The sequence below is a fragment of the Streptomyces dangxiongensis genome, from assembly GCF_003675325.1.
In the GTDB taxonomy this organism is placed as follows: domain Bacteria; phylum Actinomycetota; class Actinomycetes; order Streptomycetales; family Streptomycetaceae; genus Streptomyces; species Streptomyces dangxiongensis.
Map to the genome: position 1 here is coordinate 2,426,696 of NZ_CP033073.1, position 13,852 is coordinate 2,440,547.

At 71.9% G+C, this 13,852-nt stretch carries 14 protein-coding genes and 2 pseudogenes; 7 read left to right on the plus strand and 9 right to left on the minus strand.

From position 1 onward, the window contains the following. Positions 1 to 63: 63 nt before the first annotated feature. From gcvH to D9753_RS10700, 5 genes are all read left to right on the plus strand, one after another. Complete coding sequence (gcvH, locus tag D9753_RS10680; protein ID WP_121786792.1) at positions 64 to 441, plus strand: glycine cleavage system protein GcvH; 378 nt, start codon at positions 64 to 66, stop codon at positions 439 to 441. A gap of 14 nt (positions 442 to 455) precedes the next feature. Then, positions 456 to 1,721 (plus strand): serine hydroxymethyltransferase, encoded by a 1,266-nt coding sequence (locus D9753_RS10685; RefSeq protein WP_121786793.1) that lies wholly within the window; start codon positions 456 to 458, stop codon positions 1,719 to 1,721. A gap of 111 nt (positions 1,722 to 1,832) precedes the next feature. After that, on the plus strand, positions 1,833 to 3,200 hold the full coding sequence (locus D9753_RS10690; RefSeq protein ID WP_121786794.1) for an L-serine ammonia-lyase: 1,368 nt from the start codon (positions 1,833 to 1,835) through the stop codon (positions 3,198 to 3,200). A gap of 85 nt (positions 3,201 to 3,285) precedes the next feature. Next, positions 3,286 to 4,317 (plus strand): phosphatidylinositol-specific phospholipase C domain-containing protein, encoded by a 1,032-nt coding sequence (locus D9753_RS10695; RefSeq protein ID WP_205614112.1) that lies wholly within the window; start codon positions 3,286 to 3,288, stop codon positions 4,315 to 4,317. Positions 4,318 to 4,353: 36 nt separating this feature from the next. Then, positions 4,354 to 4,908 carry a glycoside hydrolase family 25 protein gene (locus tag D9753_RS10700; protein WP_121786795.1) on the plus strand — a complete coding sequence of 185 codons (555 nt, stop codon included), beginning with the start codon at positions 4,354 to 4,356 and terminating at the stop codon, positions 4,906 to 4,908. 16 nt (positions 4,909 to 4,924) lie between these two features. Here D9753_RS10700 and D9753_RS10705 read toward each other — a convergent pair whose 3' ends face one another. Beyond that, on the minus strand, positions 4,925 to 5,641 hold the full coding sequence (locus D9753_RS10705) for an NADPH-dependent F420 reductase (RefSeq protein ID WP_276209428.1): 717 nt from the start codon (positions 5,639 to 5,641) through the stop codon (positions 4,925 to 4,927). Between the two features lie 17 nt (positions 5,642 to 5,658). Beyond that, positions 5,659 to 6,021: an MDR/zinc-dependent alcohol dehydrogenase-like family protein gene (locus tag D9753_RS10710; protein WP_121786797.1), complete on the minus strand. Its 363-nt coding sequence runs from the start codon at positions 6,019 to 6,021 to the stop codon at positions 5,659 to 5,661. 20 nt (positions 6,022 to 6,041) lie between these two features. On the opposite strand from D9753_RS10710, the pseudogene D9753_RS39680 reads away from it, so the two are divergent. Beyond that, a pseudogene (locus D9753_RS39680) lies at positions 6,042 to 6,269 on the plus strand (AraC family transcriptional regulator); the annotation flags it as partial. 84 nt (positions 6,270 to 6,353) lie between these two features. Here the strand turns inward: D9753_RS39680 and D9753_RS10720 are convergent. Next, complete coding sequence (locus D9753_RS10720; protein WP_121786798.1) at positions 6,354 to 6,566, minus strand: EF-hand domain-containing protein; 213 nt, start codon at positions 6,564 to 6,566, stop codon at positions 6,354 to 6,356. Positions 6,567 to 6,734: 168 nt separating this feature from the next. Here D9753_RS10720 and D9753_RS10725 point away from each other — a divergent pair, with 168 nt between their 5' ends. Then, a complete protein-coding gene (locus D9753_RS10725; protein WP_121786799.1) occupies positions 6,735 to 7,373 on the plus strand; it encodes a GNAT family N-acetyltransferase in 639 nt (212 codons plus the stop codon). Positions 7,374 to 7,380: 7 nt separating this feature from the next. Here the strand turns inward: D9753_RS10725 and D9753_RS10730 are convergent, their stop codons facing one another. The 6 genes and pseudogenes from D9753_RS10730 to D9753_RS10755 all read right to left on the minus strand — a co-directional run bounded on the left by D9753_RS10730 (position 7,381) and on the right by D9753_RS10755 (position 13,715). Continuing rightward, entirely contained in the window at positions 7,381 to 8,571 is a 1,191-nt protein-coding gene (locus D9753_RS10730) for a YncE family protein (RefSeq protein WP_121786800.1), read from the minus strand. Then, positions 8,571 to 9,370 (minus strand): annotated as a pseudogene (locus D9753_RS10735) (polysaccharide deacetylase family protein). Before D9753_RS10735 ends, D9753_RS10730 begins: the two are co-directional and overlap by 1 nt. A gap of 87 nt (positions 9,371 to 9,457) precedes the next feature. Then, positions 9,458 to 10,066 carry an ATP-binding protein gene (locus D9753_RS10740; protein ID WP_121786802.1) on the minus strand — a complete coding sequence of 203 codons (609 nt, stop codon included), beginning with the start codon at positions 10,064 to 10,066 and terminating at the stop codon, positions 9,458 to 9,460. A gap of 194 nt (positions 10,067 to 10,260) precedes the next feature. Then, positions 10,261 to 11,028: an enoyl-CoA hydratase/isomerase family protein gene (locus tag D9753_RS10745; protein WP_121786803.1), complete on the minus strand. Its 768-nt coding sequence runs from the start codon at positions 11,026 to 11,028 to the stop codon at positions 10,261 to 10,263. A 78-nt stretch (positions 11,029 to 11,106) separates the two neighbouring features. Further along, positions 11,107 to 12,336: a L,D-transpeptidase gene (locus D9753_RS10750; protein ID WP_205614113.1), complete on the minus strand. Its 1,230-nt coding sequence runs from the start codon at positions 12,334 to 12,336 to the stop codon at positions 11,107 to 11,109. Positions 12,337 to 12,491: 155 nt separating this feature from the next. Continuing rightward, the gene (locus D9753_RS10755) at positions 12,492 to 13,715 is read right to left on the minus strand and encodes a L,D-transpeptidase (protein ID WP_121786805.1); all 1,224 of its coding nucleotides are present in this window, start codon (positions 13,713 to 13,715) and stop codon (positions 12,492 to 12,494) included. Positions 13,716 to 13,852 lie beyond the last annotated feature (137 nt).

Sequence of the window (13,852 nt, forward strand, 5' to 3'; positions counted from 1 at the left end):
CACGAGCAGTTCCTATCGTCCCCCCTTCATCAGCACTCCCGCGCGTACAGGAGAATTCAGGCCATGAGCAACCCCCAGCAGCTGCGGTACAGCAAGGAGCACGAGTGGCTGTCGACCGCCGAGGACGGCGTCGCGACGGTCGGCATCACCGAGTTCGCGGCCAACGCGCTCGGCGATGTGGTCTACGCCCAGCTCCCCGAGGTCGGCACCACCGTCGAGGCGGGCGAGACCTGCGGTGAACTGGAGTCGACGAAGTCGGTCTCCGACCTGTACTCGCCGGTCTCCGGTGAGATCACCGAGATCAACGAGGACGTCGTCAACGACCCCTCGCTGGTGAACTCCGCCCCCTTCGAGGGCGGCTGGCTGTTCAAGGTACGCGTCACGGAGGAGCCGGCCGACCTGCTCTCCGCCGACGAGTACGCCGCCCACACCGCCGGCTGAGGAGTCGTAGCCGCATGACTGTCCTGAACACGCCCCTGCACGAGCTCGACCCGGAGATCGCCGCCGCGGTCGACGCGGAGCTGAACCGCCAGCAGTCCACGCTGGAGATGATCGCGTCCGAGAACTTCGCGCCGCTCGCGGTGATGGAGGCCCAGGGCTCGGTCCTGACCAACAAGTACGCCGAGGGCTACCCGGGCCGCCGCTACTACGGCGGCTGCGAGCACGTCGACGTCGCCGAGCAGATCGCCATCGACCGGGTCAAGGAGCTGTTCGGCGCCGAGTACGCCAACGTGCAGCCCCACTCCGGTGCCTCCGCGAACCAGGCGGCCCTGTTCGCCCTGGCCCGGCCCGGGGACACCATCCTCGGCCTGGACCTGGCGCACGGTGGCCACCTGACCCACGGGATGCGGCTGAACTTCTCCGGCAAGCAGTTCGACGTGGTCGCGTACCACGTGGACGTGGAGACCGGCCTGGTCGACATGGCCGAGGTCGAGCGGCTGGCCAAGGAGCACCGCCCGAAGGTGATCATCGCCGGCTGGTCGGCGTACCCGCGTCAGCTCGACTTCGCCGAGTTCCGCCGGATCGCCGACGAGGTCGAGGCGTACCTGTGGGTCGACATGGCGCACTTCGCGGGCCTCGTCGCCGCCGGCCTCCACCCCAACCCGGTGGAGTACGCGGACGTGGTCACCTCCACGACCCACAAGACCCTCGGCGGCCCGCGCGGCGGCATCATCCTCGCGAAGAAGGACTTCGCGAAGAAGCTGAACTCCTCCGTCTTCCCCGGCTTCCAGGGCGGTCCCCTGGAGCACGTGATCGCGGCGAAGGCGGTCTCCTTCAAGGTCGCCGCCTCGCAGGAGTTCGCGGAGCGCCAGCGCCGTACGGTGGAGGGTGCGCGCATCCTCGCCGAGCGGCTGACGGCGGCGGACGCCCGCGAGGCCGGCGTGAACGTCCTGTCCGGCGGCACCGACGTGCACCTGATCCTGGTGGACCTGCGTGCCTCGGAGCTGGACGGGCAGCAGGCCGAGGACCGGCTCCACGAGGTCGGCATCACGGTCAACCGCAACGCCGTCCCGGACGACCCGCGCCCGCCGATGGTCACCTCCGGCCTGCGGATCGGTACGCCGGCCCTCGCGACCCGCGGCTTCACGGCCGAGGACTTCGCCGAGGTCGCGGACGTGATCGCCGAGACGCTGAAGCCGTCCTACGACGCCGAGGCCCTCAAGGCCCGGGTGAAGGCCCTGGCCGACAAGCACCCGCTGTACCCGGGACTGAACAAGTAAGTCACCTTTCGCCGGGCACCGCGCACACTGGAAGGACCTGGAAGAACCAGAGCGCGCGGTGCCCGCACCCTGTACCGCCTTTTGCACCACCCCCGCATTGAGGAGTCATCCGTGGCCATCTCGGTCTTCGACCTGTTCTCGATCGGCATCGGCCCATCCAGCTCCCACACGGTCGGCCCGATGCGGGCGGCGGGCCTGTTCGCCCGCCGGCTGCGCAACGAGGAGCTGCTCGGCTCCGTCGCGGCCCTGCGCTGCGAGCTGTACGGCTCGCTCGGCGCGACCGGGCACGGCCACGGCACCCCGAAAGCGGTGCTGCTCGGCCTGGAGGGCGACTCACCGCGCACGGTGGACGTGGAGACGGCCGACGAGCGGGTGGAATCGATCAGGCGGGCGGGACGGCTGAACGTCCTCGGCGAGCACGAGATCCCGTTCTCCTTCGACGACGACCTGGTCCTGCACCGCCGCAAGGCGCTGCCGTACCACGCCAACGGCATGACCGTCCGGGCGTACGACGCCGACGGCGCCGAGGTGCTCTCCAAGACGTACTACTCGGTCGGCGGCGGCTTCGTGGTCGACGAGGACGCGGTGGGCGCGGACCGCATCGTGCTCGACGACACCGTCCTGAAGTACCCCTTCCGCACCGGTGACGAACTGCTGCGGCTGACGAAGGAGACGGGCCTGTCCATCTCCTCGCTGATGCTGGAGAACGAGCGGGCCTGGCGCACCGAGGAGGAGATCCGGGCCGGCCTGCTGGAGATCTGGCGGGTGATGCGCGAGTGCGTGCAGCGCGGCATGTCCCGCGAGGGCATCCTGCCGGGCGGTCTGAAGGTCCGCCGCCGCGCCGCCGTCTCGGCCCGCCAGCTCCGCGCCGAGGGCGACCCGCTGGCGCACGCCATGGAGTGGATCACGCTCTACGCGATGGCCGTGAACGAGGAGAACGCGGCCGGCGGCCGGGTCGTCACCGCCCCGACCAACGGCGCGGCCGGCATCATCCCCGCGGTCCTGCACTACTACATCAACTTCGTCCCCGGCGCCGACGAGGACGGGGTCGTGCGGTTCCTGCTGGCGGCCGGTGCGATCGGCATGCTCTTCAAGGAGAACGCCTCCATCTCCGGCGCCGAGGTCGGCTGCCAGGGCGAGGTCGGCTCCGCCTGCTCCATGGCGGCCGGCGCCCTCGCCGAGGTGCTCGGCGGCTCCCCCGAGCAGGTGGAGAACGCGGCCGAGATCGGCATGGAGCACAACCTGGGCCTGACCTGCGACCCGGTCGGCGGCCTGGTGCAGATCCCCTGCATCGAGCGCAACGGCATGGCCGCGGTGAAGGCGGTCACGGCCGCGAAGATGGCCATGCGCGGCGACGGCTCCCACAAGGTGTCCCTGGACAAGGTCATCAAGACCATGAAGGAGACCGGCGCGGACATGAGCGTCAAGTACAAGGAGACGGCCCGCGGCGGGCTCGCGGTGAACATCATCGAGTGCTGACCGCCGTTCTCCCGGGGGCTACCCCGAAGTAACCGCATACCCCTACGCTGCCGCCGACCAGGCGACAGCGAAGGGGTATTGACACATGCGCAGAGTGAGACGGGCGGTGGCACCGCTGGGAGCCGCCGCTCTGCTGGTGATGGCGCCGGGCAACGCCCACGCGGCGTCGCCCAAGTTATCCGCGACGACGGCCGTCGGCACGCACAACGCGTACGACAAGGCCAAGTACACGTACTTCGCGCAGGCGTTGGACTCGGGCGCCTCGCTGCTGGAGCTGGACGTGTACGCGGACAGCGTCAGCCACCGCTGGCGGGTCAGCCACAGCAACCCGCTGGGCGACGACAACAACTGCGAGGCCGCGAAGACACCGGCCGAGCTGTACGGCAAGAGCCGCAACCAGGACCTCGGCGGCTGCCTGGACAACATGGCCGCCTGGAACCAACTGCACCCCGACCACCCGCCGATCGTCGTCAAGGTCGAGCTGAAGGCCGGCTTCGACGACAACGCGGGCCTCGGCCCGGACGAGTTCGACACGCTCGTCGCGCAGAAGCTCGGCGGCAGCGTCTACAAGCCCGCCGCCCTGCTGGGCGGAACGTACGGCACCCTGGACGCCGCAGCGAAGGCCGACGCCTGGCCCACCCGCGACGCCCTCCGGGGCAAGTTCGTCTTCGAACTGATCCCGGGCACGGTGGAACAGTCCAATCCGTTCGACCACTACTGGACGGACGAGGAGTACGGCGACCGCCTGCGCGACCTGTACGCGGCCGGGAACATCGCCGCGGCCCAGGCCTTCCCCGCCGTGCTCGGCGCCGCGGGCGGCGACCCGCGCACCAGCCGCTACGACGCCTCGATCCGGCCCTGGTTCGTGTTCTTCGACGGTGACGCGGCCACCTACGTCAACAGCGGCTACGACACCTCGTTCTACTCCGCGAACCACTACATCCTGATCACGACGGACGCCCACAACGTCTCCCCGGCCATCTCCGCCACCGACCCGACGGACGCCGAAGTCGCCGCGCGGCTCGCACTGCTGGCCCAGCGTCACGCGAGTCTGATCACCTCGGACTGGTCGGCGAAGTCACCGGCCGTGCTGAGTTCGGTGACCACCCGGGGCTGAGGTTCCGGCCACGGCCGCAGGGGGCACAACTCCCCCATGCTCCATGGCATCGACGTCAGCGCCTACCAGTCCTCCTCCTATGCCACGGACGGCCTCTCCTTCGTCTTCGTCAAGGCGACGGAGGGCCGTTCGTACGTCAGTCCCCGGCTGTCCGCGCAAGAGAAGCGGGCCCGTGACGCCGGGCTGGTCGTCGGCTTCTACCACTTCCTGTGGCCCGGCGACCTCACCGCCCAGGCCGAGTACTTCCTGGGGCACACCCCCGACCGGCCGGGCGACATCCTCGCCGTCGACTGGGAGACCACCGGCGACGGCACGCACGCGAGCAACGCGGAGAAGGACCGCTTCCTGCGCGAGCTCAAGGAACTGCGGCCGGACAACCGGGTCGTCCTCTACTGCAACCGCCACTTCTGGCTGACGGTCGACACCACCTCGTACGCGGGCGACGGGCTCTGGATCGCCGACTACGTCACGGCCGGCAAGCCCCGCATCAAGGCCCGGTGGCTGTTCCACCAGTACACCAGCGAGCCGCACGACAAGGACGTGGCCCGGTTCGCGCAGGAGGACGACCTGCGCGCGTGGGCCACGCCCTGAGGGCCGTGCGGAGGCGTCAGCCCCGGAAGTCCGCCGGACGCTCCGGGGACGCCTCCGCCAGGGCCTTGCGCACGGCCTCGGTGCCGGCGCGCAGGCCGTAGACCGGGGTGCCGGGCTGCTGGCGCCAGGAGTCGTCGATGCTGCCCGCGTCGACCGTGTCGAAGCCCAGCTCCCCGATCAGGTCGCGGACGGTCCGCTTGGCCGCCTCGTCGTCGCCGGCGACCGGGAGGGCCATGCGCTCGGGGTCGCCGGCGGGCCGGCCGCGGTCCAGGATGTCCTGCGCGTAGGTGCCGTTGAAGGCCTTGATCACCGGGTGGCCGAGGTGCCGCTCGGTCCAGCGGCTCTCGGTCAGACCCTCGTCCTCGACGGCGGCGATCCGGCCGTCGCGCTGCTGCGGGTAGTAGTTGCCGGTGTCGATCACCGCGACGCCCTCGGCCGCGCCGTCCAGCAGGCCGGCGGGAAGGTCCGGGACCGCCTTCAGCGGGACGGTGACGACGACGACCTGGGCGCCCACGGCCGCCTCCTCGGCCCGGACCGCGGTCGCGCCGGTCTCCGCCGCCAGGTCGCCGAGCGTCTCGGGGCCGCGGGAGTTGGCCACGGAGACGTCGTGGCCGAGGGCGGTGAGCCGCCGGGTGAGGTTGCCGCCGATGTTGCCCGCGCCGATGATGCCGATCTTCATGACACGCCCTTCCGGGGTTGTCGATGCATGTGCATGGGTTCTGTGTCCCGACAACCGCGCGGGGCGGCGGGCTATTCCGTCGCCGCGGCGACCGGGTGAACGCTCATGGACGTACGACGATCCTGCCCGTGTGCCGGCCGGCCTCCATCTGACGGTGCGCGTCGCCCGACCCGCTCCAGGCCGTCGTGGACCTCGGCGATCACCGGGCGCAGGGTGCCGCCGGTCAGCCCGGACCACAGGTAGTGGGCGGCACGGCGACGGCCGTCCGCGCTGCCGGTGAGGGTGAGGTCGTTGTAGCCGTGCACCGTCAGCGGCCAGTTCCGCGCGAGTTCCGTGGTGCGCTCGGACAGCCAGCCGTGACCGGTCACCCTGGCGTCGTCGGCCGCCGCCACGCCCAGCTCCCGGAAGTGCGGCCCGCCGATCGCGTGGACCACCGGCCGGGCACCGACGCGACGAGCACGCGGTCGGGCGGGGCCGGGGATGGGCGGCGGCGCTGGCCGGTCCGGCGGTCGCGGCGGCCCTGCGCGCGAGCCACGGGGATCCGGCGCGCCCCTGGACGGTGGCGGAACCCGGCGCCGCCGGCGGGCTGTCCCGCGCGGCGTTCGCCCGCCGGTTCACGGCGTCGGTCGGGGAGCCGCCGCTGACACATCTGACTACGGGGTGGCGCCGGGCCGGTACCGCGCGGGCGGTGGCTGAACCGGCCGCCGGGGCGCGCGGACGGCGCGGGGGGTGCCGGTCCCCGCGGGACGGGCACCCCCTGCCGTCGTCACTTGCTCAGGTAGGCCCAGAACTCGTCGAACGACAGCACCTTGTCGCCGTTGAGGTCACGGGTGCGGATGATGGCCTCCGCCACCGTCTCGGTGACGTTCCAGTCACCCTGCTGGGCCAGGGCGGACTTGAACTCCGCCGCGGTGATGAAACCGTCACCGTCCACGTCGATCCGCTGGAACTGCTTGCGTGCTTCCTCGATGTCCGCCACCGATCCGCCCCTTTTTTTGTTCGTGTGTCACATGCCGTACCGGCGTTCTGTCGCTGGTCAGATTAACGGCCCCCGGGAACGGTGAGTGCGGCGGCCACCCGGGCGTCGGCGCCGTCGTCGGCGTCTGCGAGTCTGGTCGTACGGCGGGCGAAGACCGGAGGGGTGGCCTTGGAGACCTTGCGGGACGTTCTCGGTGCGGCGGCGGCGGGTGTCTTCCCGCCGCCCGACGGCGGTACGACGGTCCTGCCGCAGGCGTCACCGCGGGACGCGGGGGTGCTGTCGTTCACCGCGCACGCGGTCGTCTTCACGGACGAGGACCCGGCGTGGGTGGCGCGGACGCTGTGCGCCGTGGAGTGCGATCCGCTGGCGGCGCCGATGCATCCGCGCTTCCTGGCCGCCCTCATGGACCGGACGGGGCGGCGGGCCGAGACGGTCGACGCGTTGCTGGTGGGCTCCCCGCTGCCGGGTGGACCACCGCTCGCGCTGCGGGAGATCGAGGACGCCGGCCATCCCCGGATCCGGTACGCGCGGGAGCGCCGGGACGAGGTGCGTGCCTGGGCCGCCGAGGGCGGGGTGCTGGTCGTGGGGCGCGGGGTCGCCGGACGGCTCGAGGTGTCGGTCGAGGTGGCCGAGGACGCCCGCCGGCCTGGTCTGGGCCGGCTGCTGGTGACCGCCGCCCGGCATCTGGTCACGGAACCGCTGTGGGCGCAGGTGACCCCGGGGAACGCCCGCAGCCTGCGGGCGTTCCTGGCGGCCGGTTACCGCCCGGTGGGTGCGGAGGCGCTGCTGCTCGCCCCGGGCGGCTGAGCGGGCGTCAGCGGAAGATGCCGGTGTGGCCGAGGGAGTAGCGGCCCGGCTGGGGGTAGACGGCGAGGCCGTGGGGGCCGCTGCCGACCTTGATGCGGGCCAGTTGGGTGCCGGTGCGGGTGTCGATGGCGTAGACCTCGGCGTTGTAGCGGCCGGACAGCCACAGGACCTTGCCGTCGGCGGAGACGCCGCCCATGTCGGGGCTGCCGCCGCCGGGTAGGTCCCACTTCCTGGTGAGGCGGTTCCGGGTGAAGTCGAAGACCGAGATGGTGCCCTCGCCGCGGTTGGAGACGTACATCTCCCGCGAGTCCCGGCTGACGTAGAGGCCGTGGGCGCCCTTGCCGGTGGCGAGGAAGCGGGGCCGGGCGAACGTGTCGCCGTCGAGGATCCACAGGCCGTTGGCCATCATGTCGGCGATGTAGAACAGCTTGCCGTCCGGGGAGATCTTCACATCCTGCGGCATCGCGCCGTGGAACGGCAGTTTCCGCTGGGCCACGACCTTCATCCGGGCGGTGTCGACCTTGAGCAGTTCGCCGCTGAACTCGCAGGAGACGATGAAGTAGCGGCCGTCGGCGGAGAAGTCGGCGTGGTTGACGCCGTAGCAGCTTACCGGGACGGACTTGACGACCTTCATGGTGTGCGCGTCGCGGAAGACCAGCCGGCGGTCCATGGAGGCCATGACCACCGCGTACTTCCCGTCGGGCGTGAAGTACAGGTTGTACGGGTCGTGCACGTCGACCGGTTCGCCGGCCTTGCCGGTCCTGGGGTCGATGGGGGTGAGGCTGTTGCCGAGGTCGTTGTTGACCCAGAGGGTCTTCAGGTCCCAGGACGGTACGACGTGCTGGGGCTGGCGGCCGACCGGGATGGTGTCGACGACCCGGTAGGTCACGGGGTCGATGACGCTGACGGTGTCGGAGTTGGTGTTGGGGACGTACACGCGGGAGGGGAAGCCCCGGACCGCGGGCGAGAGCCGGCCGGGCCGGTCGGCGGCGTACAGGTCGGCCGGGTCCTCCACCGGCGGCATCCCGGGCAGCACGTTCACCCGGGGCTGTCTGCGCACCTCCGGCTGGACCGGGGCCTTGCTGGCGGGGGACTCGCTCGCGTGGGACCCGGTCCCGCCGTCGCACGCGGACAGCAGGGTCAGGACGATGACGGCGGCACCGGCGGCCAGCAGGCGGGCGGCTTTCGTGGTTCGCATCAGCTCAGCAGCTCCGTGGTGGTGACCGCGCGCAGTCCGCGACGGCCGAGTTCGGTCAGGAGGTCGGGGAGGGCGGCGACCGTGTCCGGATATCCGAGGTGCAGGCTCACCACCGAGCCGTTCCGTACGGTGTCGAGGACCGTGCGGGTGACGGCGGCGGCGCCCGGGCGGGTGTAGTCGAGCGAGTCGACGTCGTACGACAGCACGTGGGGGTAGCCCGCGGCCTGGGCCAGCCGGGTGACGAGCGGGGAGGCGGTGGGGGCGCGGGAGGGGCGGAACCAGGTGCCGATGGATCCGGTGAGCCGCCGCAGCCGCTCGGCGCAGTCGGTGATCTCCCGGCGGGCGCCGGCCTCGGTCATCGCGTTGACGGAGATGTGCCGCTGGGTGTGGTTGCCGAGGTCGTGGCCCCCGTCGAGGATACGGCGGGCGACGTCCGGGTGTTCGTCCAGCCAGGCGCCGACGGCGAGCACGGTGAGCCGGGCGCCGTGCCGCTCGGCCCCGGTGAACAGGGTGTGGGCGAGGGCGGGGTCGCCCTGGCCGTGGAAGGTGAGGGCCACCTGGGGGCGGGTGCGCGGGCCGTGGGTGATCTGGGCGGGCAGGCCGGGGTAGGCGCGGGGGGCGGGGGCCGTCGCGGGACGCGCGGCCGGGGCGGCGGACGTCGGGGAGGTGGAGGCCGGGGAGGTGGAGGCCGGGGCGGGGGGCGGGCGGCCCGGCCGGTGCCGCAACCGGCGGCGAACGCGCCGCCGGCGACGAGCCCCGCGCCCGCGCGCAGCACTTCGCGTCGGTTGGTGGTGGTCACTCGCACCATTTAAGGCGTGATGGGTGGAAAAACCGCCGATTAGCCCGACCGGGGGGGCGGTTTCGGGTCGCTACGCCGGGAGGGGCGTCAGAGGTCGGTGACCCGCATCTCGAACCAGGTCGTCTTGCCGCGCGGCAGCAGGTCGACGCCCCAGCGGTCGGAGAGCTTGTCCACGAGGAACAGGCCGCGTCCGCTGACGTCCAGTTCCTGGACCGGCATCAGACAGGGCAGCCCGCGTGAGGGGTCGCGGACCTCCACCCGGACCCAGCCGGGGCGGCGGCGCATCCGCAGGCCGAAGACGCGGGCGCCGGTGTGCCGTACGGCGTTGCCGACGAGTTCGGAGACGAGCAGGACGGCGTCCTCGGCCAGCTTGGGGGTGAGTCGCCAGGTGCGCAGGACGACGACCTGGGTGAGGCGGCGGGCGGTGGCCGCGGATTCGGGGCGGGACGGCAGCGGCACCTCCGCCTCCGTGGGGTTTCCGAACAGTTCGAGCGCCTTGAGCGCCTGTTCGTCCTCGACCGCGGGCGACCAGCGTGCCGCGGCTGCACGGCCTTGTCCCCGCGGCTGCCCGATGCCCTCCAGCCCCGCCATGTCCCCATGATGGCCGTCCGGCGTCCCCTTCGGGGCCGTTCCGGAGGAATACGCCCCCCGCACGCCCCCGTTCCACCCCATGCGACCGGCATATGCCGTCGGCATGACAGCATCCGGCACAGCCTGTCCGACCTGCGGCGACGGCTCGCAACCGGGCAATCGTCGGGCTCCCTCGACGCGACAGACTTAAGGTTGCCTTAAGGCTCCCATAAACCGCCCCATCGAGGGACCCGAATCGGACGACCCGCCAACTGCCATGTCACTCGCGGGAGTTACGCGGCCGTCCAGGCCGCTGACGTCTAACGGAACTTGGCCTTGCCCGGCCCCTCCTCCACGAAACTGCGCATGCCCCGCTCGCGGTCCTCCGTGGCGAACAGCCCCGCGAACCAGTTCCGTTCGACGGCGAGCCCGGTGTCGATGTCGGTCTCCAGGCCGGTGTCGACGGACTCCTTGGCGGCGCGCAGCGCGATCGCCGGGCCCTTGGCGAGCCCGGCGGCCCAGGCGTGCGCCTGCTCGTACACCTCCGCGGCCGGCACGACCCGGTCCACCAGGCCGATCGCGAGGGCTTCCTCGGCCCTGACCTGACGGCCCGTGAAGATCAGGTCCTTGGCCCGGGAGGGACCGACCAGCCGGGCCAGCCGCTGGGTGCCGCCGGCGCCCGGGATCAGGCCGAGCAGGATCTCGGGCTGGCCGAGCTTGGCGTTGTCGGCGGCGATGCGGTAGTCGGCGCACAGGGCCAGTTCGCAGCCGCCGCCGAGCGCGTAGCCGGTGACGGCGGCGACGACGGGCTTGGGGATGCGGGCCACGGCGGTGAAGGAGTCCTGGAGGGCGCGGGCCCGCAGGACCATCCCCGCGTGGTCCATGTTCTGCATCTCCTTGATGTCCGCGCCCGCCGCGAACACCCGCTCGCCGCCGTAGATCACCACGGCGCGCACGTCGTCGCGGCGCGTGGCCTCCTCGGCGAGTTCCTTCAGCCGGTCCTGGGTGGCGATGTCCAGCGCGTTCATCGGCGGCCGGTCCAGGCGCAGCGTGCCGACGCCTTCGGCGACTTCGAGAGAGACGGTCATGCAGGCAGGTTAACGGCGACTAACGCCGGACGGCCCGGTGCCGTAGGTCACAGCACCGGGCCCGTCGGGCGGTCGGGCTCACTTCTTCCAGTCGGCCCAGGACATGTTCCAGCCGTTCAGGCCGTTGGCCGGGTCCACCGTGCGGTCGTGGGAGTTCTTCACGACCACCACGTCACCGACGATCGAGTGGTCGAAGAACCAGGCCGCCGGGGCGGAGCCGTCGTAGCCGCCGCGGACGTCGCGCAGACCCACGCAGCCGTGGCTGGCGTTGTAGTGGCCGAAGGCGCCGCCGCCCCAGTAGTTGCCGTGGATGAAGGTGCCGGAGGTGGTGAGGCGGATGGCGTGCGGGACGTCCTTGATGTCGTACTCGCCGCCGTAGCCGACGGTCTCGCCGTTCATGCGGGTCACGGCGAGCTTCTCGCTCATGACCATCTGGCCGTTCCAGGTCTCGTACCCGGCCTTGCCGGTGGTGACGGGGAGGGTCCTGACGGTCCTGCCGTCCCGGGTGACCCGCATCGTGTGCTTCTTGGCGTCCACGACGGAGACCTGGTCGCGGCCGACGGTGAACCGCACGGTCTTGCGCTGCTTGCCGTAGACGCCGTCGCGGCCCTCGACGCCGTCCAGGTCTAGGTCGACGGTGACCTTCGTGCCGGACTTCCAGTACGTCTCCGGGCGGAAGTCCAGGCGGTCGTTGCCGAACCAGTGGCCCTCGACGTCGACGGCCGGTTCGGTCCTTATCCGGATGGCCTTCTCGACCGCGGCGGCCCGGGTGATGCCCCGGGTGAAACGTATGGAGAACGGCATGCCGACGCCGACGGTGGAGCCGTCCTCGGGGGTGAAGTAGCCGACGAAGGTGTTCTTCGGCGTGAGCGTGGTGAAGGTGGTGTCCTCGGCGGCCTCGCGGCCCTCGGAGTCCTTGGCGACCGCGTGCACCGTGTACTTGGTGGCCGCGGCCAGATGGGTCGACGGGGTCCAGGAGGCGCCGCCCGCGGTGATGGCCCCGGCTATCTCACCGCCCTTGGCGTCCTTGACGGTGACCCGCGTCAGTCTGCCCTTCGTGACGCCCACCCGGAGCGCGCCGCTGGTGTCGACATCGGTGGCACCGGACCGGGGGGCGATGCTGACGGCGGCCGTGGACTGCTCGCCCTGTCCGCCGCCCCGGCCCTTGCCCTTTCCGTTCCCGGAACCGGAGTCCCCGCCTCCGCCGCACGCGGCGAGCGACAGCACCAGGGCGCCGGCTATGAGCGCCAGTCCCCCGCGGCCCCGCCGCCCCCGAGCCGACGCCCCCGCCACAGGCCGCACGTCCACCTTGTTCTCCCCTCGCCGGACCTGCTCAGGCCCGCTCCCCACCACATCGGTGCGCGCATATTAACCGCCTGGTTTTGAGCGGGGTGTCAGGCAGATGTCACCGTTCCGTCGCAAGTCGCGCCCGGCACCCCGCCGCGGCCCCGCCCCTCACCCCGTTACTTCACCGCGCTGCCCGCCTTCCACTCCTTCCAGCCCATGTTCCAGCCGCCGAGGCCGTTGTCGGGTGCGACCGTCCGGTCCTTGCTGTGCACGACCTCGATGACGTCTCCGACGAGACTGCGGTCGAAGAACCAGCCGGCGGGGGTGTCCGAGCTGCCGCCCTTGACGTCCACCAGGCCCACGCAGCCATGGCTGACGTTGGCCTCTCCAGGGGCCTGGGTGGCCCAGTAGTTGCCGTGCAGGAAGGTGCCGGAATCGGTGAGCTTCATGGCGTGCGGGACGTCCGGGATGTCGTACTCGCCGCCGAAGCCGACCGTGCGGCTGTTCATGCGGGTGACCTCCAGCATGTCCATCACCACCATCTTCCCGTTGTACGTCGGGTGTTTGGGGGCGCCCGCGGTGATGGGCACGGTGGCGAGGAGCTGTCCGTCGCGCCGTACGTCCATGGTGTGCTTCGCGGCGTCGACCAGGGAGACCTGGCTGCGGCCGACGGTGAAGGCGAACGTCCGGTCCTGGAGCCCGTAGACGCCGGGCGAGCCCTGCACGTCCCGCAGGTCCAGGTCGACGGTGACCTCGGTGCCGGGCTTCCAGTAGCGCTCGGGACGGAAGTCCAGGCGGCTTCTGCCGAACCAGTGCGGCCGGATCTCGGCCGGGGGCCGGGCGCTGACGCGGACGGCGCGTTCGACGGCGGCCCGGTCGGCGATGTCCCGGCTGAAGGACAGGGAGACGATCATGCCGGTGCCCACGGTGGCGCGGTTCTCGGGGGTGACGTAGCCGATGAACCGCTCGTCGGGGACGTAGGTGGTGAAGGTGGTGTGCCGGGCGGCACGGCGGCCGTGGGAGTCCAGCGCGACCGCGTCCACGGTGTACCGGGCGGCGAGCGCCAGCCGGTCCTCGTCGGGCCGCCAGGTCAGCCCGTCGTCGCTGATGCGCCCCGGGACCGGCGAGGTCTGCGCGTCCTGCTCCCTGACCGCCGTCACCTTCTCCAGGCGTCCGCCGGGCACCCGCACCCGCAGCCGCTCCCCGGGGCGCACGGCCTTGCCGCCGTCGCCGGGGGTGACCCGGATGACGTCCTCGGCGGCCGGGGGTCTGCCCGGGCCCCCGCCCATGCCCAGCGGCCCGGAGCCGTCCGAGGAGCAGCCCGTCAGCAGCCCCGCCCATGTCAGTACGGCGGCCAGCGCGGCCCCCACGCGCCGTGCGCGTCGTTGTACGTGCCTCACACGACTCCCAACGACGGGGCCCGCCCCGGGGAAACGTGAGTGCGAGCCACGCGCTGGGCAGAACAGAGGGAAGGACGACACGTGGGGGTGCCTCCCCCGGGACGGGGGCACCCCCGACCCGGCCGGAGCCACTGGGA